We start from the raw sequence: 23,888 nt of genomic DNA, 5'->3' as shown, positions 1-23,888 counted from the left end.
CTAAAACTCAAACTGATAAAGCAGATCAAGCGCCTGGTCCACACCAGACACGGCTTCCAAATAGAGTTTGGGCATCAGGCGATAACGCAAGGTTAAGGTCGCCAGTGAATCAAATATGCCGACACCATATTTTACTTGTAGACCCGGCAGCACATAGCCGCTGACCTGCACCTGCTGGCTGTCGCCAACGCCGGTCGTATCCAGGGCAAGATTGCTGACGCCGAACGTCTCGCCAATTTTACCCACAACCTGACCACTTTGTGCAACCCCCAGGCCAATTAAGGCGGAGGTTAATGCGTTACCGTCGCCGTCTGAGCCCAGTCCCTGGCCGCGCAGCAAGTAGGAAAGCGCCTCCTGCTGCGACATCGCCGGATCGGAGAAAATTTCCACCTTTGGCTCATCCGCCAGCCCGGTCACGCGCAGGCCGGCCGTCACGTCATCCTCTGTCGCTTCGGGGTTACGAATCGCTTCCAGATTGATATAAGGCTGATCCGGCGGGCCAGCGAACTGCAGCTCGCCTTTGCGCACGATCAGATCCTGGCCATAGGCGTGGAAACGGCCGGACGGGATATTGATCTGGCCGTTGAGGCCCAGACCGGTTCTGTCCTGCACCACTTTCAGGTCGCCGTTAAGCTTCGCCTTCAGGCCAAAGGCCGATAGCCGCACATCGTTGCCGACGTGGACGACCAGATTGCTGTTAATCGGGATAGCGGCGGTTTTCGGCTGAATGGGCTGCAGATTTTTATCCAGCAGCACTTCATCCGAGGAGACGCCGGTGGCGCTCTCCGGCACCTCCTGCACGGTGATGCGCGCCCAGGGAATATCGACACGGCCGTCAAGGCTAAAGGCCGCCGGCGTCGCTTCGAATACCAGATCGGGCGAAACGTCCATGCGCACCATCGGCGGCACGGTCACGCGCACGCGGCTGCCCTGCGCAGCGATGCGGGCGCGCCAGTTGTCGAGCTGACTCCAGTCTGCGTTGCCGTTAAGGTTGAGATTGCCCTGCGCGGTCTGTATCTGGCCATTGAGCGTCGAACTCATGCCGTTGAATACCATATTCAGGTTAGCGTCGGTGAGATCGACCGGCATAAAGTTACCGTCAACGTCGACGCCCTGCAGGCCAAGCTGGCCGAAGAGCTGCGGCTGCTTGATGCTACCGCCAAGGCGCAGCGCGCTGTTCAGGTTGCCCTTAATCTTCTCGCCCTGCATCAGCGCCGGATTGAGCAGCGCCAGAGAGATATTGCGGATGTTGACGTTGCCGCCCAGCGTACGGCGATTTTGTGGATCGTCGATCTGCACGTTGCCGTCGAGCTGGCCATTGTTGGCGATGCGGATCAGCCAGTCGAGATCGGCGCGGCCGTTGCGCAGCGCCGCGTTGAGGTTGAGCGCGCTGAAATCGATGGGCAGCGTATTGCCCTGCACATCCTGCCGCACCTTGACGCCGTTGCCCTTCAGCGAGACGGTGCCGGTCGGCAGCGCACTGTCCGCCGTCCAGTTCACGCGCGCATCGCCGCTAAAGACGCCTGCCAGCTGGGTTTCCTCCGGCAGGAAAGGCTTAATCATCGCGAGGTCGAAACGGTTAAGCTGGATATGCGCGTGACCGCTCGGACCCGCTTCGACTGGCTCTGGCACGCAGAGCTGCGCGTTGGGGTTCTGCCAGCAGTGCGGCCCAATGGTGGCGGTCTGCTTCGCGTTAAGGTAGTCGATCGCCATCGCCCGCGTCAGACGCCACTCGCCCACCGGCGTGTCAAAGCGCGTATTGTTAAGCGTGCCCTGCCAGCGCTGCTGCTGGCGATCGAAGCTGCCGTTAAGCGCCAGCTGGCCGGAAACCGGCTCGCCCTGCACGTTGAGTTTCAGCTGATGCGCTTTTTCATTGCCGTCGGCGTTGAGCGTCAGCAGGCCGATCTTAAGCGCATCCTGCTGCTGCAGCTGCTCGACGCGCAGCTGCAGCTTGCCGGCCACCTGATCGCTGGAGCGCACGTCGCCGTTTAGCGTGACGCGGCGGATCTGCAGCTGCTGCCAGCGCAGGCCGGTGGCGTTGAGATCGGCCAGCAGCTGCGGCGCCTGCAGCGTACCACGCGCCTTGATGGTGCCTCTGGCGACGCCGCCCAGCCCCGGCAGAGCATTGTCGAGATGGGGCGCGTCCACAGTGGCGTCCAGATTAAGCGCGTCGCCCAGCGAGCCTTTGATATCCAGGTTGTTGCGGCCCAGCACAATTTTCACCCCCGGGATATCCCACTGGTTATAGCTGTTGCCTTTCAGCGAGCCTTCGGCGCTGACCGCATTCTGTTTGACGTTGCCCTTCAGCTGCAGCTGCGGCACGCTCATCTGCCAGCTGCCGCCGTAGAGGCTGCCGCGCGTGGCAATTTTGCCGTCCAGCTTCGCCGGCCAGTCGGGATACTGACGCGCCGTGTCGATGCCGGAGAGCGTCAGCTCGCTGCGCCAGCTGATGGCTTTGCTCCAGTCCACCAGCGCCGTCAGGTCAACATTGCCCTGCAGCGCGCCGATGCGCAGCCTGTCGAGGTTGAACTGCTCGACGTTGCCTTTGCCGTCCAGCGTCACGGTGGCGGGCGGCACGCTGTCGCCCTTCACCGCCGTGCGCAGCGACATCACATAGTCAGTGGCTTTGCCTTTGAACTGGTAGTCGAGATTGTCCGCCTGGTACTGCACCGCGCCGGTCAGCGGCCAGCGCAGCTGCGGGCTGGTGAGGCGCAGCGACAGCGGCAGCCCTGCCTCAGCCAGCCGGGTGGCGGCGTCGAGCTGGGCGCGAACCGGACCAGAAAGATTCAGGCCCAGCTTCAGCTCGTCGCGCATGGCGCCGCCGAGATCCAGCTTGATCTTCTCCCCTTTCAGCGGATCGACGTTCGCCGTGCCGTTAAGCGTAAAATTCACCGGCCAGTTGTCCGCCAGGGTCGCTTCGCCGCTGCCGTTAAGCTGGCCGAGGTTCGAATCGACGTCCAGCGTCTGCAGCTGCAGCCGCCGGTCGGTGGTTTTCGCCTTCAGCAGCAGGCGATTCACCGCAATATCGGTATCGCCGGTGAGGCGCAGCTGTTCGCCGAGGATCTCCTGCACGTCAATATCGAGCGGCAGACGGAAGTCGGGCAGCTCAGGCAGCAGCGGTTTGGCGAACATCGCCTGCAGCGTTTCGCCCAGCGGCTTCTCATCCGGCTGCGGCTGCTGCACCTTCGGCTGCACGACCTCTTCGCTGGCGACCTGCGCCGCTTTCGGCAGCGCCACCAGCAGGCTCTGGATATGGGTCGGATTAAGCGTCAGCGCGCGCCCTTGCCACTGCAGGCCGGTGGTGAAGTCGAGCAGCGAGATAGCGGTGTCGTCAATCTTGACATTGATGTTATGCAGGCCGAGATGACGCAGCGTAATCGGATAAGGGGTGCTGAGATCGCCGCTGCCGCTCTCCTCTTCAGGCGGCGTCTGCTGCGCTGGCGCCATCTTTTTGCTGTCCACCACCACGCTGACATCTTTCAGCGCGATATCGTTGACGCACACCGAGGAGTGCAGCAGGCAATTAAGATCCACCGCCAGATGAAAGGTGCCGGCATCGACGTTGACGCCAGGCATCTCATAGCGCAGCCCGCTGATGGTCAGGTTGCGCCAGCCGCCGTCAACCTGCTTGATCGATAAGCCCGGTACCCAGCGCGCCGCGCCGTTCAGCACCAGATGCAGGCCAGGCGTGGTGCCGATTAAAAATGCCACGCCGCCCAGTAATAGCACCAGAAAAATCAGTACGCCGATCAGGACCTTTTTCCACAGCTTCATAGTTCAGGCCCCAGTCCGATATAGAATTGCAAACCATGCTCCTCGCTGTCGCCAATCGGTCGGGCAATATCGAGCTTGATTGGTCCGACCGGCGATGCCCAGCGCACGCCGAAACCCGCGCCGGTTTTAAAATTACTCTGTTTGATGTCGTTGACCGCTTCGCCCGAGTCGATGAACGCCGCTCCCCACCATTTGCCTGTCACGTTGTACTGGTATTCCAGCGAGCCGGTGGCGAGCTTCGAGGCGCCGGTTAGCTTGCCGTCGTCGTCGCGCGGAGAAATGCCTTTGTATTTGTAGCCGCGAATACTGCGGTCGCCGCCCGCGAAGAAGCGCAGATCCGGCGGCACTTTCTCGAAGTTATTGGTTTCAATCCAGCCGAGGTTACCGCGCGCCACAAAGCGGTGCTTATCCGCCAGCGTGCGGATCCAGACGTTCTGCGCCTGCATAATCAGAAAGTCGACATCGGAGCCCCAGGTGGTGTCGGAGACATCGACAGAGTAGCGTTGTGAATCTCCCCACGTTGGCATCAGGCCGCCGCGCGAGCGCGTGCGGTTCAGGCTGACGCCGGGATAAAGCAGCATGGTGGTGTTGGTGACGTTACCCTGTGTAAAGTGATCGAGGCTCCACTTCAGGTTGACCGCCTTCTGCCAGCCAGTGCTGTTTTCCCAGTAGCGCGATACGCCGAGCGTGGTGGTGTCAGCTTTGGTGTCGTTTAAATCGGTGCGCTTCAGGCCGCCGGAGAAGATGTAATACTGCTCCAGCGGGCTTTTTAGCAGCGGCACTTTATAGCTTAAATCAAGCTGCTGCTCTGGCGCGGAGAGATAGGCGCTGGCGGCCATGCTATGGCCGCTGTCGTTGACCCAGGGCTTTTTCCACGTCGCCTTCAGGCGCGGCCCAACGTCGGTGGAATAGCCAACGCCGGTTTCAATGGTATTTTCAGTGCGCGGCGTAACGGCGGCGTTGAGCGGCAGCACTTTGCTTTTTCGCCCCTGCGCAAAATCGGGCGCGACCACCACCGAGTTGAACCAGCCGGTAGCCGACAGGCGCCGGTTCAGCTCGGCAAGCTCGCGCGAGCTGTAATAATCACCTTTTTTGAAGGGAACGAGCTTCTCCAGGTAGGCTTCGCGGATCTGCGATCCGGAAAAGCTAACGTCGCCGAAGCGGTAGCGCTGGCCGCTGTCGTAGTCGATATCCCAAAAAGCCTCGCGTCGTTCGACCGACACGCCGAGCTGGCTCTTTTTAAAATTTCCGTCAAAGTAGCCGTTACGCAGCGCCAGACTTGAAAAGCCATTTTTGAACCGGTCATATTCGCCGTGGTTGAGCTGCCGCCCTTTTTGCGGCGTACCGGCTTTCACCCAGGCCCGATAGTCAGGATCGCGCAGCGCGTCGCCTTCCAGCACGATGGTGCTGCCGGCGATTTTCACCGGCTCACCGGGTTTGACGTGGGCGATAAGCACCGGCCGTCCGCCCTGCGGCGGCGCGGGACGCGCCTCAAAGTCAATATCGGGCTCGTAGTAGCCGAGCGCTTTAAGCCCCTGCTGGATCGCTTCTGAAACGCGCGCGCGAAAACGGCCATCGTTCGACACTTCATCGGCGCCGATAGTCGAGAGGCGAGCGCGCACATTCCTGTTAAGATCCCCGGTTAAGCCTTGCACCTCAAGGCGCACTTTCGCTGCCTGGGCGACCGGCGCGGCGGCCAGCAGGCAGGTCATAAAACAGACGTGAATTCGTGGCACGCGTACTCCTGTTAATCATGCCGACCCCAATTCCGCGGGGCGTAATAGATCCCTGGATAAGAATATCGCAGCGGCGCAGTCATCATCATAGCCGCATACAGCGGCCTGCGGCTGCGAAAAACGCGAACAAAGTCAAATAGCGCCTTATTGTCGGCAAATGGCCAGAGCGATACAACCGCTGCGCAACAGTTGCGCGCGCCACTCAGATTAATCTGAGCGCAAAGGCGTTGCCGCGAACTCTGGCGGCGTTGAGGGCGCTGCTGCTATAATCAGCGGCGCAGGCGTCGCCTGCTCTGTTTCTGCCCCGGCGCTGCTTCACATCGTCGATAAGGCGCAGACATTTTTGGCACGGACAGCCCAGACTATGAGGTGAGTACGCTCGGTACGCCCTCCAGGCGCGCTGCCCAGGCCAAAAATGACAAGTGGATAACCCTTTGGAAACCCTATGTTAGATAGCTTGCTTGTCATATTGTTGCTGATCGTGATCAGCGCCTTTTTCTCTCTCTCGGAAATCTCGCTGGCGGCCGCCCGCAAGATCAAACTCAAACTGCTGGCCGACGAAGGCAATATTAATGCGCAGCGTGTGCTGAAGATGCAGGAAACCCCTGGCACCTTCTTTACCGTGGTGCAAATCGGCCTGAACGCGGTGGCTATTCTCGGCGGTATCGTCGGCGATGCCGCCTTTTCCCCCGCCTTCAGCAGCCTTTTTAGCCGCTTTATGGAGCCAGCGCTCGCCGACCAGCTCAGCTTTATCTGCTCCTTTATCATCGTTACCAGCTTCTTTATTCTGTTCGCCGATCTGACGCCGAAGCGCGTCGGCATGATCGCGCCGGAAGTGGTGGCGCTGCGCATCATCAACCCCATGCGTTTTTGCCTGCTGGTGTTTAGTCCGCTGGTCTGGCTCTTCAACGGCCTGGCGAACGTCTTCTTCCGCGTCTTTAAGCTGCCGATGGTGCGTAAAGACGATATCACCTCCGACGATATCTACGCGGTGGTGGAAGCGGGCGCGCTGGCGGGCGTGCTGCGTAAGCAGGAGCACGAACTGATTGAAAACGTGTTTGAGCTGGAGTCGCGCACCGTGCCCTCCTCGATGACCTCGCGCGAAAACGTGGTCTGGTTCGATCTGCGTGAAGATGAAACCACGCTGAAGACTAAAATCGCCCAGCATCCCCACTCTAAATTCCTGGTATGCGACGGCGATATCGACCATATCGTCGGTTACGTCGACTCCAAAGAGCTGCTGCTGCGCGTGCTGGGTAATCAAAGCATGGCGCTTAACAGCGGCGTGCAGATCCGCTCGGCGCTGATCGTGCCGGATACCCTGACGCTCTCTGAAGCGCTGGAAAGCTTTAAAACCGCGGGCGAAGACTTTGCGGTGATCATGAATGAATACGCGCTGGTGGTGGGCATTATCACCCTTAATGACGTAATGACCACGCTGATGGGCGATCTGGTGGGCCAGGGGCTGGAAGAGCAGATCGTGGCGCGCGACGAGAACTCCTGGCTGGTAGAGGGCGGCACGCCGATCGACGACGTGATGCGCGTGTTGCATATCGACGAGTTTCCGCAGTCGGGCAACTACGAAACCATCGGCGGATTTATGATGTATATGCTGCGTAAGATCCCGAAGCGCACCGATTTCGTCAAGTTCGCCGGATTTAAGTTCGAAGTGGTCGATATCGACAGTTATCGTATCGATCAGCTGCTGGTGACGCGGATTGACGATCGTCCGCCGGTGATTAACGTGGCGAAAACCACGGAAGCTGAAGAGTAGAAAATCAGAGGGCGCCGTCGGCGCCCTTTTTTATCAGTTGAACTCCGCCTGAAGGCGCAGAACCTGACGGTTAATTTCGGACATCACGCTCAGATGCTGAATGTCCTTTACGCGCGGAATCAACACTTTTCCTTTGTCGAATTCGAACGCGCCAACGTCCTTGATATACATCCGTCCTTTGAACAGCGTTTTTACGTATTTCGCTATTTGCAATGGATTATAGCGTTGGAAGATCTTCATGCTGTCTAACTCCTGTACATTTATAAATACGCTTCGCCGTTGCCAAGTTCGGTACGAGCCCATGAAGCGCAAAGTGCCGGTAAACTATAGAACACACCACGATGGTATTGTTCCGAAAACTGAACTTTTTTACTGAATTGACACATCATTACAGAATAGTCTGTTATGTCGCTTTACCAACACAGTATAAATCCAAACTTGTTAAGAGATTGTGGCATACATAGCAAACCTGAAACCTTAACAAGACAGGCGCATCATCCCCGCTTACTATTGCAGAAAAATGACTAACTGGTCCGATCACCGAGGAGACTGATAATGCGACTCGCCTGCACTCTGTTTGCGCTGGTTCTCTTGCCCGGCGCCGTTTTCGCCCATAGCCTGAAGCAAGACCAGCGCGTGCCCGCGGTTGGCGTAGAGGATAAAGGGGAGCTGCTCTATCAACAGGATGATTTCCGCTACCAGCGCTGGAACAGCGCACAGCTCGCCGGCAAGGTGCGCGTGATCCAGCACATCGCCGGACGCTCCTCTGCAAAAGAGAAAAATGCAGCCTTGGTTGAAGCAATCAAAGCCGCCGCCTTTCCGCACGATCGCTACCAGACCACCACCATCGTTAATACCGATGACGCGATCCCCGGCACCGGGATGTTTGTACGCAGCAGTATCGAGAGCAATAAAAAGCAGTATCCCTGGTCGCAGTTTATCGTCGACAGCAAAGGCAACGTAAAGCACGCCTGGCAGCTGGCGGACGCCGGCTCGGCAATTGTGGTGCTGGACAAGAGCGGTCGCGTGCGCTTTGTTAAAGACGGCGCGCTGACGCAGGGGGAGGTGATGCAGGTCATTAGCCTGGTTCGGACGCTGCTGAAATCCTGAAAAAAGGGAGGCGGCAGCCTCCCTTCTTGATCAGAACAGCGAGACGCGGAAGCCCGGATTAAGGAAGGACTCACGCGGCGCGTAATCCAGCGTTTTGCCTGTCCAGTCGTGAACGTGCGCCCCGGCCGCGACGGCGACAGCGTGCCCCGCGCCGGTATCCCAGATATTGGTCGGCCCAAAGCGTGGATAGAGCTGCGCTTTGCCCTCCGCCACCAGGCAGAACTTCAGCGAGGAGCCGATGGCGATGGTCTGATGTTCGCCCAGCTGCTTGAGGTACTCTTTCAACTCATCGTCGGCGTGTGAACGGCTTACCACGACGAGCGGTGGCCGCGCCTCCTGCGCATGGATCTGCGTCCTGTTGCCGCCCTCTTCTTTCCAGGCTTTGCCCTCCGCTGCGGCGTAAAGCACGCCGAGCGCAGGCGCGTATACCACGCCCAGAACCGGCTTGCCCTGGTCGATCAGCGCGATATTGACGGTAAACTCGCCGTTGCGCTTGATAAACTCTTTAGTACCGTCGAGCGGATCGACCAGCCAGTAGCGCTGCCACTGCTGGCGCTCACTCCATGAAGGCGGCTCTTCTTCCGACAGCACCGGCACCTCTGGCGTGAGCTGTTTAAGTCCCTGCAGAATAATATCGTGCGCGGCAATATCCGCAGCGGTCACCGGGGAGTTATCGGATTTGCGGGAAACGTCTACCGGCGTCTCCTTTTCATAGATCAGCATGATCGCGTTGCCGGCTTCGCGCGCCAGCTGGCAAATTTGCTCTAACATTTTTCACCTCCTTTTCGGTGGCAGCCGCACGAGGCTATCGTGCGCTACATCGGTTAAATTTTAGCAGCTACTTCGCTTCCGCCCGGTCTGCCAGGCGCTAAAGTCTCAATATTTTAATAATATCAATACCATAGATTGCGCTTCGCCGCTATGCCGCGTGCTTGTCACTCTTTTAAGCGCGCAAAACGTTACACCCATCACGTAATCCTCTGACACATCATCATTCTTTTACATTAATTTGAGACACTTAACTTTTTGCAGCAGGAGCACGCATGTTTAAACCGACTATGACCCTTCTGGCGCTGAGTCTCTCATTGAGCCTGCACGCCGCCACCGTTGATCTACGTTTGCTGGAAACCACCGATCTTCACAGCAACATGATGGATTTCGACTACTACAAAGATACCCCAACCGAAAAGTTTGGGCTGGTGCGGACCGCGTCGCTGATCCATGCCGCGCGGAAGGAGGTAAAGAACAGCGTGCTGGTGGATAACGGCGATATTATTCAGGGCAGCCCGCTCGGCGACTATATGGCGGCGAAAGGCCTTCAGCAGGGCGAAATCCATCCGGTCTACAAGGCGATGAATACGCTGGACTACAGCGTCGGCAACCTCGGCAACCATGAGTTCAACTACGGCCTGCCCTATCTGCGCAAGGCGCTGGCAGGGGCGCGTTTTCCCTATATCAACGCCAATATCATCGATCTCCAGACCAACCGGCCAATGTTTACGCCCTGGCTGATCAAGACGGTTGAGGTGACAGATCGCGACGGCAAGCCGCAGCAGCTGAAGATCGGTTTTATCGGCTTTGCGCCGCCGCAGATTATGGTGTGGGACAAAGCCAATCTGCAGGGCAAAGTGCGCGTCGAAGATATTACCGAAACCGCGCGTCGCTATGTGCCGCAGATGCGCGCCCAGGGGGCGGATCTGGTGGTGGCCATCCCTCATTCCGGCCTCAGCAGCGAGCCTTACCATGCCATGGCGGAGAACTCGGTCTACTACCTCAGCCAGGTCGAAGGTATCGACGCCATTCTCTTTGGCCATGCGCACGCCGTCTTTCCCGGCAAGGAGTTCGCCGCCATCAAAGGGGCCGATATTGAAAAAGGCACGCTGAACGGCGTTGCGGCGGTGATGCCCGGCATGTGGGGCGATCACCTCGGCGTGGTGGATCTGGTGCTGACCAATGAAGCTGGCCACTGGCAGGTCAGCGATCGCAAAGCAGCAGCGCGGCCGATCTACGATGCGGCGCAGAAAAAATCGCTGGCGGCGGAGGATCCGGCGCTGGTGAAGGTGCTGGCGGACGATCATCGCGCCACGCGCGAGTTTGTGGCGAAGCCGATCGGCAAGTCGGCGGACGTGATGTACAGCTATCTTTCACTGGTACAGGACGATCCTACCGTGCAGATCGTCAATAACGCGCAGCGCGCCTACGTAGAACATTTTATTCAGGGCGATCCCGATCTGGGCCATTTGCCGGTGCTCTCGGCCGCCGCGCCCTTCAAGGCGGGCGGACGCAAGAACGATCCGACCAGCTATACCGAAGTGGAGAAAGGCGAGCTCACCTTCCGCAACGCCGCCGATCTCTATCTCTATCCCAATACGCTGGTGGTGATGAAGGTCAGCGGTGCGCAGGTAAAAGAGTGGCTGGAGTGCGCCGCAGGTCAGTTCAACCAGATTGATCCGCAGCGCCGCGCCCCTCAGTCGCTGATCAACTGGGATTTCCGCACTTACAACTTCGACGTAATCGACGGCGTTAACTACCAGATCGACGTGACTCAACCGGCCCGCTACGACAGCGAATGTCAGCTGATCCATCCAGACGCCTCACGCATTAAAAACCTGAGCTGGCAGGGCAAGCCGGTCGATCCGCACGCCACCTTCCTGGTCGCCACCAACAACTATCGCGCCTACGGCGGCAAGTTTGCCGGTACCGGCGATCGCTTTATCGCCTTCGCCTCGCCCGATGAGAACCGTGCGGTGGTCGCGGCCTATATCAGCGCCGAAACCAAAAAACAGGGCGAGGTGCGTCCGCAGGCGGACAACAACTGGCGGCTGGCGCCGATAGAGAGCAGCGTTCCGCTCGATATTCGCTTCGAGACTGCGCCGGGCGAGAAGGCAACCGCCTTTATTCGTAGCCATGCACGCTATCCGATGCAGCCGCAGGGGAGCGATGAGATTGGCTTTGCGCTGTGGAAGGTCGACTTACAGCAGAAATAAGCGCGTAAAAAAGCCAGCCCGAGGGCTGGCTTTTACAAGCTGAAAAGCGGCAAAGATTAAAGAATTTCCAGCAGCTCAACTTCGAAGATCAGGGTGCTGAACGGCGGAATGGAAGCGCCTGCACCGCGCTCGCCGTAGGCGAGGTTGTGCGGGATGGTCAGCTCCCACTTCGAGCCGACCGGCATCAGGGTCAGCGCTTCAATCCAGCCGGCAATCACGCCGGTCACCGGGAATTCCGCCGGTTCGCCGCGCGCGACTGAGCTGTCGAATACCGTGCCGTCGATCAGCTTACCGGTATAGTGCACGCGTACGCGATCCTGACGTGACGGGATCGGACCGTCGCCCTGCTTGATCACGCTGAACTGCAGGCCCGACTCGGTGCTGTTGACGCCTTCGCGCTGCGCGTTTTCCGCCAGGAAAGTCTGGCCTTCGGCAGCCATCGCCTCTACGCGCTCGCGGCGTACACCTTCCGCGCGCTCATGCACTTCACGCAGCGCGCGATGCACGACGTCAACCGGCACGGCCGGCGAATTCCCTTCCAGCGCGTCGCGCAGGCCCGCGAGCAGCGCTTCTGGCTGAAGTCCCTGCAGACCGGACTCGAGCAGCTGCTGGCCAACCTGTAAACCAATTCCGTAACTTGCTTGTGATTCGACGCTGTCGAATGAAGGGGTCGTCATCTTGATACCTGTCTCTTTCGCTAATTTGAACCGGCAGCATAGCAGCGCGGGCCGCTGGCGTAAAATCCCACGCCGTGCAGGTGACTTTTGGCGGTGAAACAGAAACAATACGCAGGTCATATTTCTTAAGGCTGACAGGCACGCCGCGCCCGTATTGCCCATACTATAACTCTGGACGAGGGCAACCTCGGCAGCGTACTGAAAGAAGAGAAGATACATGGGTCAAATCGCCCCACAACGCCGCAGGACGCGCGCGCCACGCACATTGCGCACATTGCGCCAACGCTTCGCCTGGCGGCCTGCTAAACCGTCGCGCGCCGCTGGCGATGAGGAGGATTCACGAATGGCTTCAGAGGCGCCTTCCCGCTTGCCCGCCTGGCTCAGTTCAGTCTGGCACTATACCGATCATATTCGCTGGATGTCCCCGCTGCCGCCCGCGCACCGGCGCGGCATTGTTATCGCCCTGCTGGTGATGCTGCTGGCGTTTTTATGGCCCTCCAGCTCGCCGCAGTATCCTGTGGAGCGTCCGCAGACGGCAGGCGCCGAAAAAGAGGTGCCGATGCAGGCGGAGATCTACGACCAGAAAGCGCCGCAGCAGAATACGCAGCCGCCGAAAGCGGATTCTCAGGGCGAGTGGCGCAACTACACTATCGCTTCAGGCCAGACCCTGGCGCAGCTGTTTCGCGACAATAATCTGCCGGTGGGCGATGTATTTGCCATGGCGCGCGTAGAGGGCAGCGATCAGCCGCTGAGCGCGTTGCAGAGCGGGCAGCAGGTGAAAATCCGACAGAATGGGCAGGGTGTGGTGACGGGACTGACCGTGGACGGCGCCAGCGGGCCGGTGCTCTTTACGCGTCAGCCTGACGGCAGTTTTATCCGCGCGCAGTAGCCTTTTCCCGGCGCGATTCAGGCGACCGGCTGGACCTCTGCACATCGGAGACAAAAACAAAAAAGCCGGCGCAAGGCCGGCTTTTTCGCATTACCGAGTAAAATTACTCAGCAACTACATTCACAACCAGTTTAGCGAAAACTTCGCTGTGAACCTGGAAGTCAACTTCATGCTCACCGGTGGTGCGCAGAACGCCGTTCGGCAGACGAACTTCGCTCTTAGCCACTTCAACGCCAGCTGCAGTGACAGCGTCAGCGATGTCGCGAGTACCGATAGAACCGAACAGTTTACCTTCGTCGCCTGATTTAGAGGCGATGGTCACTGAACCCAGTGCATTGATTTTCTCAGCGCGTGCGTTGGCAGCAGCCAGAACGTCAGCCAGTTTGGCTTCCAGTTCAGCGCGGCGAGCTTCGAAATATTCAACGTTTTTCTTGGTCGCCGGGACAGCTTTGCCCTGCGGTACCAGGAAGTTGCGCGCGTAGCCCGCTTTAACGTTGACCTGGTCACCCAGGCTGCCCAGGTTTGCTACTTTATCAAGCAGAATAACTTGCATTACCTTATCCTCTTAAAGTCGTTAATGGACAGTTGCCGATTACTGATGACGATCAGTGTACGGCAGCAGAGACAGGTAACGCGCGCGCTTGATAGCACGAGCCAGCTGACGCTGGTATTTTGCGCGAGTACCGGTGATACGGCTCGGTACGATCTTGCCGCTTTCAGTGATGTAGTTTTTCAGCGTTGCGATATCTTTATAATCGATCTCTTGAACGCCTTCCGCGGTGAAACGGCAGAACTTGCGACGACGGAAATAACGTGCCATTTGGCTAGTCTCCAGAATCTATCAATTCAATCTGCTCGGCATGCAGCACCATTTTACTCTGTCCATTTCGCGCCTGATGGCAGCTAATGAAGCCTTCGAGAATGAGCGGCGTGCCGACCGTTATATGTTGAGTAATCTCCTGATGAAGCGTGCCGCTGATAATCACGGGCATTCTGCACCAGGCTTGCCGGTGGAAACCGGCTTCTTCCTGCACTGAGCGGTGCTCAAGCACGAACTGACAGTGAGGAATTCCTGACGGGCTCACTTTTCGAACCGGCGTCTTGCACACGGTGCCAGACAGGCGCAGTCGATTAGCCGTCACGGATGATTACTCTTCAGAATCCCCAGCATCTGACTCGTCAGAGGTTTCGTTAGCGAAATCTTCGCGGCGCTCACGACGCTCGTCTTTCGCTTTAACCATCGGAGATGCTTCGGTTACCGCGTGCTTAACGCGCATAACCATGCTGCGGATAACGGCGTCGTTGAAGCGGAAGTTCGTTTCCAGCTCGTCGATCACTTCCTGCGGTGCTTCTACGTTCATCAGAACATAGTGAGCTTTGTGCAGTTTGTTGATCGGGTAAGCCAGCTGACGGCGGCCCCAGTCTTCCAGACGGTGAATCGTGCCTTCTGCACCAGTGATAGCACCAGTGTAACGCTCGATCATGCCCGGAACCTGTTCGCTCTGGTCAGGATGGACCATAAATACGATTTCGTAATGACGCATCGAAATTGCTCCTTACGGATTATTCAGCCTCCTGTCAGGGTCAGCTGCGGCCCACGGAAGCAAGGAACGTTATAGGTCGTGAAACATTCGCTGAATGTAACGCGCCCCTGAATGCAGCTGAAAAATTGACGCGTAATCATACTGACGCAGGGCGCTAAACTCAAGCGCACATTTCATTAAATCGTCATTAAAGAGGCTTTCCGTGCGAAGGCAGGCGATTCAGTGGGTTGCGCAGCCTTTATCAATTTTCCTGATGAAGGCGTTCAACGGCGCGGTCTGGCATTGGCGACGGCGCGCGCTAAAATTAACCATGGCGACGCATTTTTAAGCAGCAGCGTCGCAGAGTGTGTTCCCATCAGTGAGGAGTCGGGCATGAAAACGTTCGTCATCGCCACTTTACTGGGTCTCTTCCTGTCTCCACCCGCCCTTGCCAGCCAGACTGACTGTGCGCAGCAGATGAGAAGTAACAGCAGCAAAGCGGCCTCAGGCTATGTCTACGTCAACCGACTGGACGCGCCGGGCAATACGCACGCCAGCGCAACCACCAGCGCGGCGCAGCGATTATCGAATCAGTTGTAATCTCTGCAGGGCAACGGGCTGACGGCGCGCCGTCGGCCCGGCTGCATCATAAATTCCGCCTGAGGAAATCCACCAGCGCGCGCAGCGCGAAAGGGGTAATTTTGTGGCTGATGCCTTTTTCCGCGAAGAAGGTCATCTTATCCGCCTGGCCGCTCGCCTGCAGCGCCGCCGCCAGCCGCGCAGTTTCCGCGAAAGGCACGACATCGTCCGCTTCGCCGTGCCACAGCAGCAGCGGCCGGTTTGCCAGCACCTCCAGCTTTTCGCTGGGATCGTAAGCGGCCAGCGGCGCCATCAGCCGATCGAACTGCGCCAGATCGTCAGGGGTGCTGACGTTCACCGGCGGAAAAAGCGACTGGCTGAGCCGCATAAAATAGGCCGATCCCATCAGGCAGGCGGCGCTGCGGAGCTGCGGGTAGCGCGCCATCGCGCCTAACGCGGTCATGCCGCCCAGCGACGCGCCCGCCACGGCGAAGCGATCGCCCTCGACCAGGCCCGCCGTGCGCAGCGCGTTCTCCAGCTGCGGCAGCTCGTCGATATTGCGCTGCAGAATCTGCCAAAAACGCGAAAGCCGCACCGCGTCGTTGCCGTTGTCGCGCGCGCCGTGCAGATCGGCGTCAGGCATCACGGCGCGAAACCCTGCCTGCGCCAGCGCTACAGCTAAATAGGCGTACACCTCTTTTGAAGAGGTAAAGCCGTGATAAAGCAGCACCGTCGGCAGCGCCGCCTCGTGCTGGCCCGCAGGCGCGGCGTGCAGCACCTGAATACCCGCCAGCCGTTCCGTGTTGAGTTCGATCATGCTCGCTCCGCTGTGGATGTCGACTCCGCTGAGTTTACGTGCCGCGCGCTTAATCTGCGAACGACTTCACACATCCACTGTTCGATTTAGGGCGTAAACCTTTTACCGCCAGTGCCGTTAATCGTATTTCCTCTAAACCGATCTAAAGGTATTTTATGAAGCGTCTCTCTCTCAGCCGCATGAGTCTTGGAGTCAAGCTGTCTGTACTGACGTCTCTCAGCGTCGCGCTGCTGCTGTTCGTTCTGACCCTGACTCAAAGCCACAACGCAGCCCGCCAGCTGGAAAGCCTCGCCACGGATGACATGCACAATCAGGTGCAGGGCATCAGCGAAATGGCCTCAATGTTCAACGCCACCCTCACCGAAGAGGTCAACAACTACACCCAGCTGTTCGCCAGCTTTTTGCCGCAGCGCTTCAGCCGCGACGACAGTGCACGTATTCAGGTCGGGGAGTTTTCGACCCCGACCCTACGCGCCGGCCTGAAGACCCTGAACCTCGATCAGGTCGCGGTCGACGACTTTTTACAGCGCACCGCCGCCGTCTCCACCATCTTTGTGCGCGACGGCGACGACTACTACCGTATCTCGACCTCGCTGAAAAAAGAGGATGGCAGCCGCGCCATCGGCACCCGCCTCGATCGCGCCAGCGCGGCGTGGAAAAGCGTCAGCCGCGGCGAGATCTATCGCGGGCTGGCAACGCTGTTCGGCCACCGCTACATCACGCAGTATCAGCCGGTTAAAGATGAAAGCGGCGCGGTAATCGGCATTCTGTTCGTCGGCGTACAGATCGATAAGCAGTATGCGCTGATGCGCGATAAGGTGCTGGCGCGCAAGCTGGGCGACAGCGGCCATTTTTACGTGCTGAACGGCGCGCCGGGTGCCACACAGGGACACTATCTGTTTGCCGCGCAGAATGAGGGCAAACTGCCGGACTGGGACGCCAGCGTACAGCAGGCGCTGCTGAGCCAGCCGCAGGGCGTACAGGAGGCGGAGCTGGACGGCGAAAGCAAGATGCTGGCATGGCAGCAGCTGCCGGGCTGGAACTGGATTGTAGTCGGCGAGGTGAGCCGCGACACGCTGCTGGCGCCGATCACCCACAGCCGCAACCTGTTTATGCTGACCGGCCTGGCGCTGGTGCTGATTTTTGCGCTGGGCTTTGTGCTTTACAGCCGCCGCGCCATTACGCGTCCGCTGCAGCAGGTCATCCACCTGGCTGAAGAGTACGCGGCGGGCAACCTGCGCGTTCACCTGGATACGCGCCGCCATGACGAAGTCGGCCAGCTGATTACCGCCATCAACGGCATCGGCGACGGGCTGGAGAAGATTGTCGGTCAGGTGCGCGTCGCCGCGCAGGAGATCAGCGACACCACCGACACCATCGCCGCTAGCAGCCTCAATATCAGCGAGCAGATTGGCCGCCAGGCGAGCAGCGTCGAAGAGACCTCGGCGAGCATGGAGCAGTTTGGCGCCACGATCGAGCATACCGCCGACAACCTGCGCCAGGCGATGACGCTGGTGGCGGAAGCGAGCGACCTGGTCACGCACGGCAGCCAGACCGTGAGCCGTTCGGTGAACACCATGTCGGCGATTCAGGTCTCTTCCCAGAGCATTGCCGATATCACCCACGTTATTGAGTCGATCGCGTTTCAGACCAACATTCTGGCGCTTAACGCGGCGGTAGAAGCGGCGCGCGCCGGCGAACACGGTCGCGGTTTCGCGGTGGTGGCGGCGGAAGTCCGCGCGCTGGCGCAGCGCAGCGCCCAGGCGGCGAAGGAGATTGACGGTCTGATCGCCACCTCGATCGGCAACGTCTCGGAAGGGCATCAGCTGTCGCAGCAGACGCACGACGCCATGGCCCATATCGTGTCGCACATCGAGCAGGTGCAGGCGCTGATGAGCGAAATCAACGTCGCGGCGCAGCAGCAGGCGGCGGGGATTGGCCAGGTAAATCAGGCGATGAACCAGATCAGCCAGGCGACCCATGAGAACAGCGAGCTGATGGCGCAGGCGGATGCGTCGGCGCAGAACCTGAGTCACAAAGGTCATCATCTGACGCAGCTGGTCAGCGTATTTCACCTGAAATCCTGATCCTCTTTGGGACGGTGGCTTACACTTACTCCACCGTCCCACTGGAGTAAACCTTATGCGTTACGCTTACTTACTGACAATGGCGCTGCTGTTGAGCGGCTGTTCGGCGCTGAAAACCACGCCGCAGCCGCCGCCTGCGCCCACCCATCAGGCGCAGGAGATCACGCGCGCGCAGAGCGCCGGACTGCCGAGGCTCGGCAGCGTCAGCACCCAGGTGCGCGGCTCGCCGGATGACGCGCAGCGCGCGCTGGCGGCGGAAGCCAATCAGCGCGGCGCGGTCTACTATCAGGTCATTATGGTGGATGAAACGGTCATGCCGGGATACTGGTACGCCACGGCGATTTTGTACGGCGCCTCACCCGCCGCTCGCGCGCAGCAGTAAGCGCTGCGCTATTTGACTTTCCAGCGGTCGGACGCCGCGCGCGTCGAGCCACTGCCGACACCAGGCGTCCGCCAGCGGCGGCTCACCATATTTCAGCAGCTGCGCGCCGGTCGCCAGTAGAAACAGGCGCTGGGCAATCTCCCGCGCCTGATTCTCCTGCAGTCGGTTCAGGCGCAGCTTTAGCTGTCGCCAGGCGGCGTCAAACCGGCGATTCACGCCTCTGACCGCCTCAAACTCCTGATGCAGCATCTCTGCTACGCCGGGCTGTTTACGCAGCACGCGCAGCACGTCGAGACACATCACGTTGCCCGATCCTTCCCAAATGCTGTTGACCGGCATATCACGATAGAGCCGCGGCAGCTCGCTCTCCTCACAGTAGCCCACGCCGCCCAGCACCTCCATCGCCTCGGCGACAAAGGGCATGCCCGCCTTACAGACGGCGTACTTCGCCGCCGGGGTGAAGAGCCGGGCGAACGCGCCCTCCAGCGGCTGCGCCGGCTGCGACCAGGCGCGCGCCAGCCGCATCAGCAGCGCCGTCTGTCCCTCAAGCTGCAGCGCCTGCGCCGCTAAAACCTGACGCATCAGCGGCTGATCCACCAGATTTTTGCCCATCACCTGGCGCTGATGCGCATGGTACAGCGCGACGGAGAAGGCGCGGCGCATCTGGCCGTGGCTGCCGAGCGCGCAGTCGAAGCGGGTCATGCCGCCCATTTTGAGGATCAGCCGCACGCCGTCGCCCTCTTCCCCCATCAGCCAGCCGGTGGCCTCCTGAAACTCCGCTTCGCTGCTGGCGTTGGCGCGGTTGCCCAGCTTATCTTTAAGCCGCTCAAGGCGAATGGCGTTGCGCGTGCCGTCCGGCAGCAGACGCGGCAGAAAGAAGCAGCTTAAGCCGCTGCCGCTTTGCGCGAGGATCAGATGCGCGTCGCTCTGCGGCACGGAGAAAAACCACTTATGGCCGGTAATGCGCCAGATCGAGCCGGGCGCGCGATCCGCCAGCGGCTCCGCGCGGGTCGTATTGGTGGTGACGTCGCTGCCGCCCTGTTTTTCCGTCATGCCCATGCCAATCAGCAGACCGCGCTTCTGGTCGCCAGGCTGCGCATGGGTGTCGTAGCGATCGCTGAGCAGCGGATCGCGCCAGCCGCTGAAAGCGTCAGGGAGCCAGCGCTGCAGCAGCGGGACGGCGGCGTGCGTCATGGTCGCCGGACAGAGCGTGCCGGCTTCGACCTGAGCGTGAAGGATAAAGCGCACGGCGCGCGCCACCATGGCGCGCTCCAGCACGTCGGGCTGCCAGCTGAGATTATGCAGTCGGCTGGCGCAGACGCCCTGCATCAGCAGGTGCCACGCCGGATGAAAACGCACCTCGTCGATGCGTACGCCGCGCGCGTCGTAGCGCAGCAGCTCCGGCGGCGCCGCGTTGGCCAGCCTGCCTAACTCCAGCGACTCGGCTCCGCCAAGCTGCGCGCCGACCGAAGCCAGCCATTCACGATCCCACTCTGCCCCTTCGCGCGCGAGCGCTTCGCGCAGCGGCGTGTCGGAAAGAAAGAGGTTGCTGTTGCTAAGAGGCTGCGGCTGATTGAAAACGGTGTGGGTTGTCCAGGTCATAACCCCTCCTCGCGATGCGTATCCCGCTAAGTATGGGAGAGCAACGCGCAGTTATGCCTGGCACTGAGGGGTTTTGCGGCGGCGATCACGCCCCGCGCTGGCGTACCGCTTCGAACAGGCAGACGCCGGTGGCCACGGAGACGTTAAGCGATGAGACGCTGCCCGCCATCGGAATGCTGATCAGCTCGTCGCAGTGCTCGCGCGTCAGGCGGCGCATGCCTTCGCCTTCCGCCCCCATCACCAGCGCCATCGGCCCGGTCATTTTGCTCTGGTAGAGCGTGTGATCGGCTTCGCCAGCGGTACCGACCACCCAGATGTTGTACTCCTGCAGCAGACGCAGCGTGCGCGCCAGGTTGGTGACGCGGATGAGCGGTACGTTCTCCGCCGCGCCGCTGGCGACTTTTTTCGCCGTGGCGTTCAGCGAGGCGGAGCGATCTTTCGGCACAATCACCGCATGTACGCCTGCGGCGTCGGCGCTGCGCAGGCAGGCGCCGAGGTTGTGCGGGTCGGTTACGCCATCCAGCACCAGCAGCAGCGGTTTTTCCAGACTTTGCAGCAGATCCGGCAGGTCGCCTTCCTGATACTGGCGGCCAGGCTTGATGCGCGCCACGATGCCCTGATGCACGCCGCCTTCAACCTGACCGTCCAGCCACTGGCGGTTCGCCAGCTGGATAACGATGCCCTGAGCTTCCAGCGCCGTCACCAACGGCTGCAGGCGACGATCGTCGCGGCCCTTGAGGATAAAGACTTCCTGGAAGCGCTGGGGATCGCGCTCCAGCAGCGCCTGCACGGCATGGATACCAAAAATAATTTCGCTCATCGATCTGCTCAGTTAAGAATTGAATGGACTTCAGCGGACGCTCTCTGCGCGGCAGAGAGCGTCCGTTAATGCATCAGGCGGAATCAGGCCTGCTTTTTCGCGGCGCGCTTCGCCTTTGTGGCGGCGGCGATTTTACGGGTTTTTTCCGACGGGGTTTTGCTTTTTTTCTCTTTCTTCGCTTTAGCCGGTTTCTCCTTACCGTCGCGGAACGCTTCGTTCGGTTCGAAGTTGCCTTTCTTGCCGACCTGACGGCGACGCTTCGACGGCGGCTTGCCTTCGCGTTTTGCCTTCTCCCGCGCGGTTTTGCCCTCGCCGCGCGGCTGACGCTGACTGGAGATCAGCGCGAAGTCGATCTTGCGCTCGTCCAGATGCACCGCCTCGACCCGCACTTCAACCGCATCGCCCAGACGATAGGTGCGCCCGCCCGACTCGCCGATCAGACGCTGCCCCACCGCATCGAAACGGTAGTAGTCGTTATCCAGCGTGGAGACGTGCACCAGGCCATCGATAAAGAGATCGTTCAGGCGCACAAAGAAGCCAAAGCCGGTGACGCTGGAGATGACGCCGTTAAAAGTATTGCCGACCTGATCCTGCATAAAGTCGCACTTCAGCCAGTCGGCGACGTCGCGCGTGGCCTCGTCGGCGCGGCGTTCGGTCATCGAACAGTGCTGGCCGAGCTGCAGCATCTGCGCCATCTCGTAGTGGTAGCCGCCGGTCGCCGTGGTGTTGCCTTTCACCTCGCCTTCCGCCTGCGCCAGCAGATATTTAATGGCGCGGTGCAGCAGCAGGTCGGGATAGCGGCGGATCGGCGAGGTAAAGTGCGCATAAGACTGCAGCGCCAGGCCGAAGTGACCGCGGTTTTCCGGATCGTAGACCGCCTGTTTCATCGAGCGCAGCAGCATGGTTTGCAGCATTTCCGCATCCGGCCGATCGGCGATCTGCGTCAGCAGTTCGGCATAGTCGACAGGCTCAGGTTTAGCACCGCCCGGCAGCGAAAGGCCCAGCTCGTTGAGCACGGTGCGGAAGCTGGTGATGCTGTCGTCGCTGGGGCGATCGTGATCGCGGAACAGCGCCGGCTCCTGATGCTTCTCGACGAAGCGCGCCGACGCAATATTGGCGAGGATCATGCACTCTTCGATCAGCTTGTGCGCGTCGTTGCGCACGGTGCGCTCTACACGCTCGATACGGCGTTCCGCATTGAAGATAAACTTCGCTTCTTCCGTCTCGAACGAGATGCCGCCGCGCGCTTCACGCGCCTGTTCCAGCACCTTGTACATGTTGTGCAGCTCTTCCAGCGGCTTCACCAGCGGCGCGTACTGTTCACGCAGCTCCGGGTTGCCCTGCAGGATATTCCACACTTTGTTGTAGGTCAGACGCGCGTGTGAGTTCATCACCGCTTCGTAGTGCTTATAGCCGGTCAGCTTGCCTGCGGCGGAGATGGTCATCTCGCACACCATGCAGAGGCGATCGACCTGTGGATTGAGCGAGCAGAGCCCGTTGGAGAGCACTTCCGGCAGCATTGGCACCACCTGCGACGGGAAGTAGACCGAGGTGCCGCGCTGCAGCGCTTCGTCGTCCAGCGGCGTGCCGGGACGCACATAGTAGCTGACGTCGGCAATGGCTACCCAGAGGCGCCAGCCGCCGCCGCGTTTTTTCTCGCAGTAGACCGCATCGTCGAAGTCGCGCGCGTCTTCGCCGTCGATAGTGACCAGCGGCAGCTGGCGCAGATCGACGCGCCCTTTTTTCGCCGCTTCAGGCACCTCTTCGCTGAGCTTGCTCACCTGTTTTTCAACTTCTGGCGGCCAGCTATGCGGGATTTCATGGGTGCGCAGAGCCATATCAACCGCCAGGCTGGTGCCCATGTCGTCGCCAAGAATTTCGGCGACTTTACCGATGGCTTTGGTGCGGCGCGTCGGGCGCTGCACCAGCTCGACCACCACCACCGACCCCATACGCGCCTGCAGCGTATCTTCCGGCGGGATCAGGATGTCGAAGCTCAGACGGCTGTCGTCGGGCACCACAAAACCGGCGCCCGCATCGGTGAAGTAGCGGCCGACAATCTGGTTGTTGCGCGGCTCCAGCACGCGCACCATGCGCGCTTCGCGACGGCCTTTACGATCGGCGCCCAGCGGCTGCGCCAGAATGACGTCGCCGTGCATGCACATTTTCATCTGCTCGGCGGAGAGATAGAGATCGTCTTTCTGACCTTCTACGCGCAGGAAGCCGTAGCCGTCGCGGTGGCCGATAACCTTGCCACGCAGCAGATCGAGACGTTCCGGCAGCGCATAGCACTGGCGGCGGGTGAAGACCAGCTGACCGTCACGCTCCATGGCGCGCAGACGACGACGCAGCGCTTCAAGGTGCTCTTCGTCGGTCAGGTTGAGCTCTTGCGCCAGCTCATCGCGGCTGGCTGGCTTTTCGCGTTTTTCCAGGTGAGCCAGAATAAATTCACGGCTCGGAATAGGGTTTTCATATTTTTCAGCTTCTCTTTGCTGAAAAGGATCGTTTGACATAGCGGTTCCTCCGATGTCATTTCAGATTCATTGCCACCGGCGGTTCGGACAATAAAATTTGGTATAAGGGTTCGTTCCCCTCGACTAAGTCCGCCAGCGTGTAGCTGTCCAGTTCCCGCAGAAACAGCTGTACCGCATCATTTAGCGCCTTTTTTAAGCGGCAGGCTGGCGTGATAGCGCAGGTTGCGCAGTCTACTAACTGTAGCGGCTCCATTTTGCGCACCACATCGCCGATGACAATATTATGCGGATCCATACCAAGACGAATGCCGCCGTTTTTGCCCCGCGTCGCGGCGACAAAGCCCGCCCGGCTAAGTTGATTGATGATTTTCACCATATGGTTGCGCGACACGCCGTAGGTCTCAGTGACTTCACTAATGTTCGTCATTTTGCCTTGCGGCAAACTAGCCATATAAATCAAGGCCCGCAGACCATAATCGGTAAAACTTGTCAGCTGCACAATTACCTCGGTAGATCACCCATGGCATGTTTATTTATTGCGTCCGCATTGCGGTTGATTTTAATAGTAAACCGGCCTGCGGCTACTGTAGATGATAAACCAGAGTCGAATCCAGAGTGTGTTTTTTTCCGCCGGGCGGCGATGCGGCGAAGCGAAGG

At 59.7% G+C, this 23,888-nt stretch carries 21 protein-coding genes; 7 read left to right on the top strand and 14 right to left on the bottom strand.

Annotated features, from left to right (window positions below; translation table 11 throughout):
* Nucleotides 1–3,774 (bottom strand): autotransporter assembly complex protein TamB, encoded by a 3,774-nt coding sequence (gene tamB, locus ACR6A7_RS12195; RefSeq protein WP_434125098.1) that lies wholly within the window; start codon nt 3,772–3,774, stop codon nt 1–3.
* On the bottom strand, nt 3,771–5,486 hold the full coding sequence (tamA, locus tag ACR6A7_RS12190; protein ID WP_434125297.1) for an autotransporter assembly complex protein TamA: 1,716 nt from the start codon (nt 5,484–5,486) through the stop codon (nt 3,771–3,773). Before tamA ends, tamB begins: the two co-directional genes overlap by 4 nt.
* Before the next feature lie 469 nt (nt 5,487–5,955).
* Here tamA and paeA point away from each other — a divergent pair, with 469 nt between their 5' ends.
* Nucleotides 5,956–7,284: a polyamine export protein PaeA gene (gene paeA / locus ACR6A7_RS12185; protein WP_434125097.1), complete on the top strand. Its 1,329-nt coding sequence runs from the start codon at nt 5,956–5,958 to the stop codon at nt 7,282–7,284.
* A 33-nt stretch (nt 7,285–7,317) separates the two neighbouring features.
* Here paeA and ACR6A7_RS12180 read toward each other — a convergent pair whose 3' ends face one another.
* On the bottom strand, nt 7,318–7,524 hold the full coding sequence (locus ACR6A7_RS12180; protein ID WP_033754894.1) for a DUF1107 domain-containing protein: 207 nt from the start codon (nt 7,522–7,524) through the stop codon (nt 7,318–7,320).
* A 315-nt stretch (nt 7,525–7,839) separates the two neighbouring features.
* On the opposite strand from ACR6A7_RS12180, the gene ACR6A7_RS12175 reads away from it, so the two are divergent.
* A complete protein-coding gene (locus ACR6A7_RS12175) occupies nt 7,840–8,394 on the top strand; it encodes a YtfJ family protein (protein ID WP_434125096.1) in 555 nt (184 codons plus the stop codon).
* 30 nt (nt 8,395–8,424) lie between these two features.
* Here the strand turns inward: ACR6A7_RS12175 and cysQ are convergent, their stop codons facing one another.
* Nucleotides 8,425–9,165 carry a 3'(2'),5'-bisphosphate nucleotidase CysQ gene (gene cysQ / locus ACR6A7_RS12170; RefSeq protein WP_434125095.1) on the bottom strand — a complete coding sequence of 247 codons (741 nt, stop codon included), beginning with the start codon at nt 9,163–9,165 and terminating at the stop codon, nt 8,425–8,427.
* A gap of 272 nt (nt 9,166–9,437) precedes the next feature.
* On the opposite strand from cysQ, the gene ACR6A7_RS12165 reads away from it, so the two are divergent.
* Nucleotides 9,438–11,381: a bifunctional 2',3'-cyclic-nucleotide 2'-phosphodiesterase/3'-nucleotidase gene (locus ACR6A7_RS12165; RefSeq protein ID WP_434125094.1), complete on the top strand. Its 1,944-nt coding sequence runs from the start codon at nt 9,438–9,440 to the stop codon at nt 11,379–11,381.
* A gap of 56 nt (nt 11,382–11,437) precedes the next feature.
* Here the strand turns inward: ACR6A7_RS12165 and bamJ are convergent, their stop codons facing one another.
* Nucleotides 11,438–12,058, bottom strand: coding sequence for a BamJ family beta-barrel-assembly machinery protein (gene bamJ, locus ACR6A7_RS12160; RefSeq protein WP_033754889.1), 621 nt, complete (start codon nt 12,056–12,058; stop codon nt 11,438–11,440).
* Nucleotides 12,059–12,401: 343 nt separating this feature from the next.
* Between bamJ and ACR6A7_RS12155 the strand changes: the two genes are divergently transcribed.
* Entirely contained in the window at nt 12,402–12,947 is a 546-nt protein-coding gene (locus tag ACR6A7_RS12155) for an OapA family protein (RefSeq protein ID WP_434125093.1), read from the top strand.
* A 103-nt stretch (nt 12,948–13,050) separates the two neighbouring features.
* Here the strand turns inward: ACR6A7_RS12155 and rplI are convergent, their stop codons facing one another.
* The 4 genes from rplI to rpsF are packed head-to-tail and all read right to left on the bottom strand — an operon-like array spanning nt 13,051 to nt 14,491.
* Entirely contained in the window at nt 13,051–13,500 is a 450-nt protein-coding gene (rplI, locus tag ACR6A7_RS12150) for a 50S ribosomal protein L9 (protein ID WP_033754882.1), read from the bottom strand.
* A 39-nt stretch (nt 13,501–13,539) separates the two neighbouring features.
* Nucleotides 13,540–13,767 carry a 30S ribosomal protein S18 gene (gene rpsR, locus ACR6A7_RS12145; RefSeq protein WP_000135199.1) on the bottom strand — a complete coding sequence of 76 codons (228 nt, stop codon included), beginning with the start codon at nt 13,765–13,767 and terminating at the stop codon, nt 13,540–13,542.
* 4 nt (nt 13,768–13,771) lie between these two features.
* A complete protein-coding gene (priB, locus tag ACR6A7_RS12140; protein ID WP_033754872.1) occupies nt 13,772–14,089 on the bottom strand; it encodes a primosomal replication protein N in 318 nt (105 codons plus the stop codon).
* Nucleotides 14,090–14,095: 6 nt separating this feature from the next.
* On the bottom strand, nt 14,096–14,491 hold the full coding sequence (gene rpsF / locus ACR6A7_RS12135; RefSeq protein ID WP_033792326.1) for a 30S ribosomal protein S6: 396 nt from the start codon (nt 14,489–14,491) through the stop codon (nt 14,096–14,098).
* Between the two features lie 372 nt (nt 14,492–14,863).
* Between rpsF and ACR6A7_RS12130 the strand changes: the two genes are divergently transcribed.
* Nucleotides 14,864–15,070: a hypothetical protein gene (locus tag ACR6A7_RS12130; RefSeq protein WP_033754868.1), complete on the top strand. Its 207-nt coding sequence runs from the start codon at nt 14,864–14,866 to the stop codon at nt 15,068–15,070.
* A gap of 46 nt (nt 15,071–15,116) precedes the next feature.
* On the opposite strand, the gene yjfP is transcribed toward ACR6A7_RS12130, so the two are convergent.
* Nucleotides 15,117–15,866 carry an esterase gene (gene yjfP, locus ACR6A7_RS12125; RefSeq protein WP_434125092.1) on the bottom strand — a complete coding sequence of 250 codons (750 nt, stop codon included), beginning with the start codon at nt 15,864–15,866 and terminating at the stop codon, nt 15,117–15,119.
* Nucleotides 15,867–16,021: 155 nt separating this feature from the next.
* Here yjfP and ACR6A7_RS12120 point away from each other — a divergent pair, with 155 nt between their 5' ends.
* Nucleotides 16,022–17,953 carry a methyl-accepting chemotaxis protein gene (locus ACR6A7_RS12120; protein WP_434125091.1) on the top strand — a complete coding sequence of 644 codons (1,932 nt, stop codon included), beginning with the start codon at nt 16,022–16,024 and terminating at the stop codon, nt 17,951–17,953.
* Nucleotides 17,954–18,008: 55 nt separating this feature from the next.
* Nucleotides 18,009–18,335 carry a biofilm peroxide resistance protein BsmA gene (gene bsmA, locus ACR6A7_RS12115; RefSeq protein WP_434125090.1) on the top strand — a complete coding sequence of 109 codons (327 nt, stop codon included), beginning with the start codon at nt 18,009–18,011 and terminating at the stop codon, nt 18,333–18,335.
* Here bsmA and ACR6A7_RS12110 read toward each other — a convergent pair.
* From ACR6A7_RS12110 to nsrR, 4 genes are all read right to left on the bottom strand, one after another.
* Complete coding sequence (locus ACR6A7_RS12110) at nt 18,309–19,937, bottom strand: isovaleryl-CoA dehydrogenase (protein ID WP_434125089.1); 1,629 nt, start codon at nt 19,935–19,937, stop codon at nt 18,309–18,311. The two genes, bsmA and ACR6A7_RS12110, sit on opposite strands and share 27 nt — an antisense overlap.
* Before the next feature lie 85 nt (nt 19,938–20,022).
* Nucleotides 20,023–20,757 (bottom strand): 23S rRNA (guanosine(2251)-2'-O)-methyltransferase RlmB, encoded by a 735-nt coding sequence (gene rlmB / locus ACR6A7_RS12105; protein WP_434125088.1) that lies wholly within the window; start codon nt 20,755–20,757, stop codon nt 20,023–20,025.
* 83 nt (nt 20,758–20,840) lie between these two features.
* Nucleotides 20,841–23,270 (bottom strand): ribonuclease R, encoded by a 2,430-nt coding sequence (rnr, locus tag ACR6A7_RS12100; protein WP_434125087.1) that lies wholly within the window; start codon nt 23,268–23,270, stop codon nt 20,841–20,843.
* A gap of 16 nt (nt 23,271–23,286) precedes the next feature.
* Entirely contained in the window at nt 23,287–23,730 is a 444-nt protein-coding gene (gene nsrR / locus ACR6A7_RS12095) for a nitric oxide-sensing transcriptional repressor NsrR (RefSeq protein ID WP_434125086.1), read from the bottom strand.
* Nucleotides 23,731–23,888: the final 158 nt, after the last annotated feature.

Origin of the sequence: Pantoea phyllosphaerae (assembly GCF_051025595.1) — a bacterium.
Taxonomy (GTDB): Bacteria; Pseudomonadota; Gammaproteobacteria; order Enterobacterales; family Enterobacteriaceae; genus Pantoea.
Note: the sequence above shows the minus strand (reverse complement) of the source record. Positions and strands in the feature narration are given on the sequence as shown.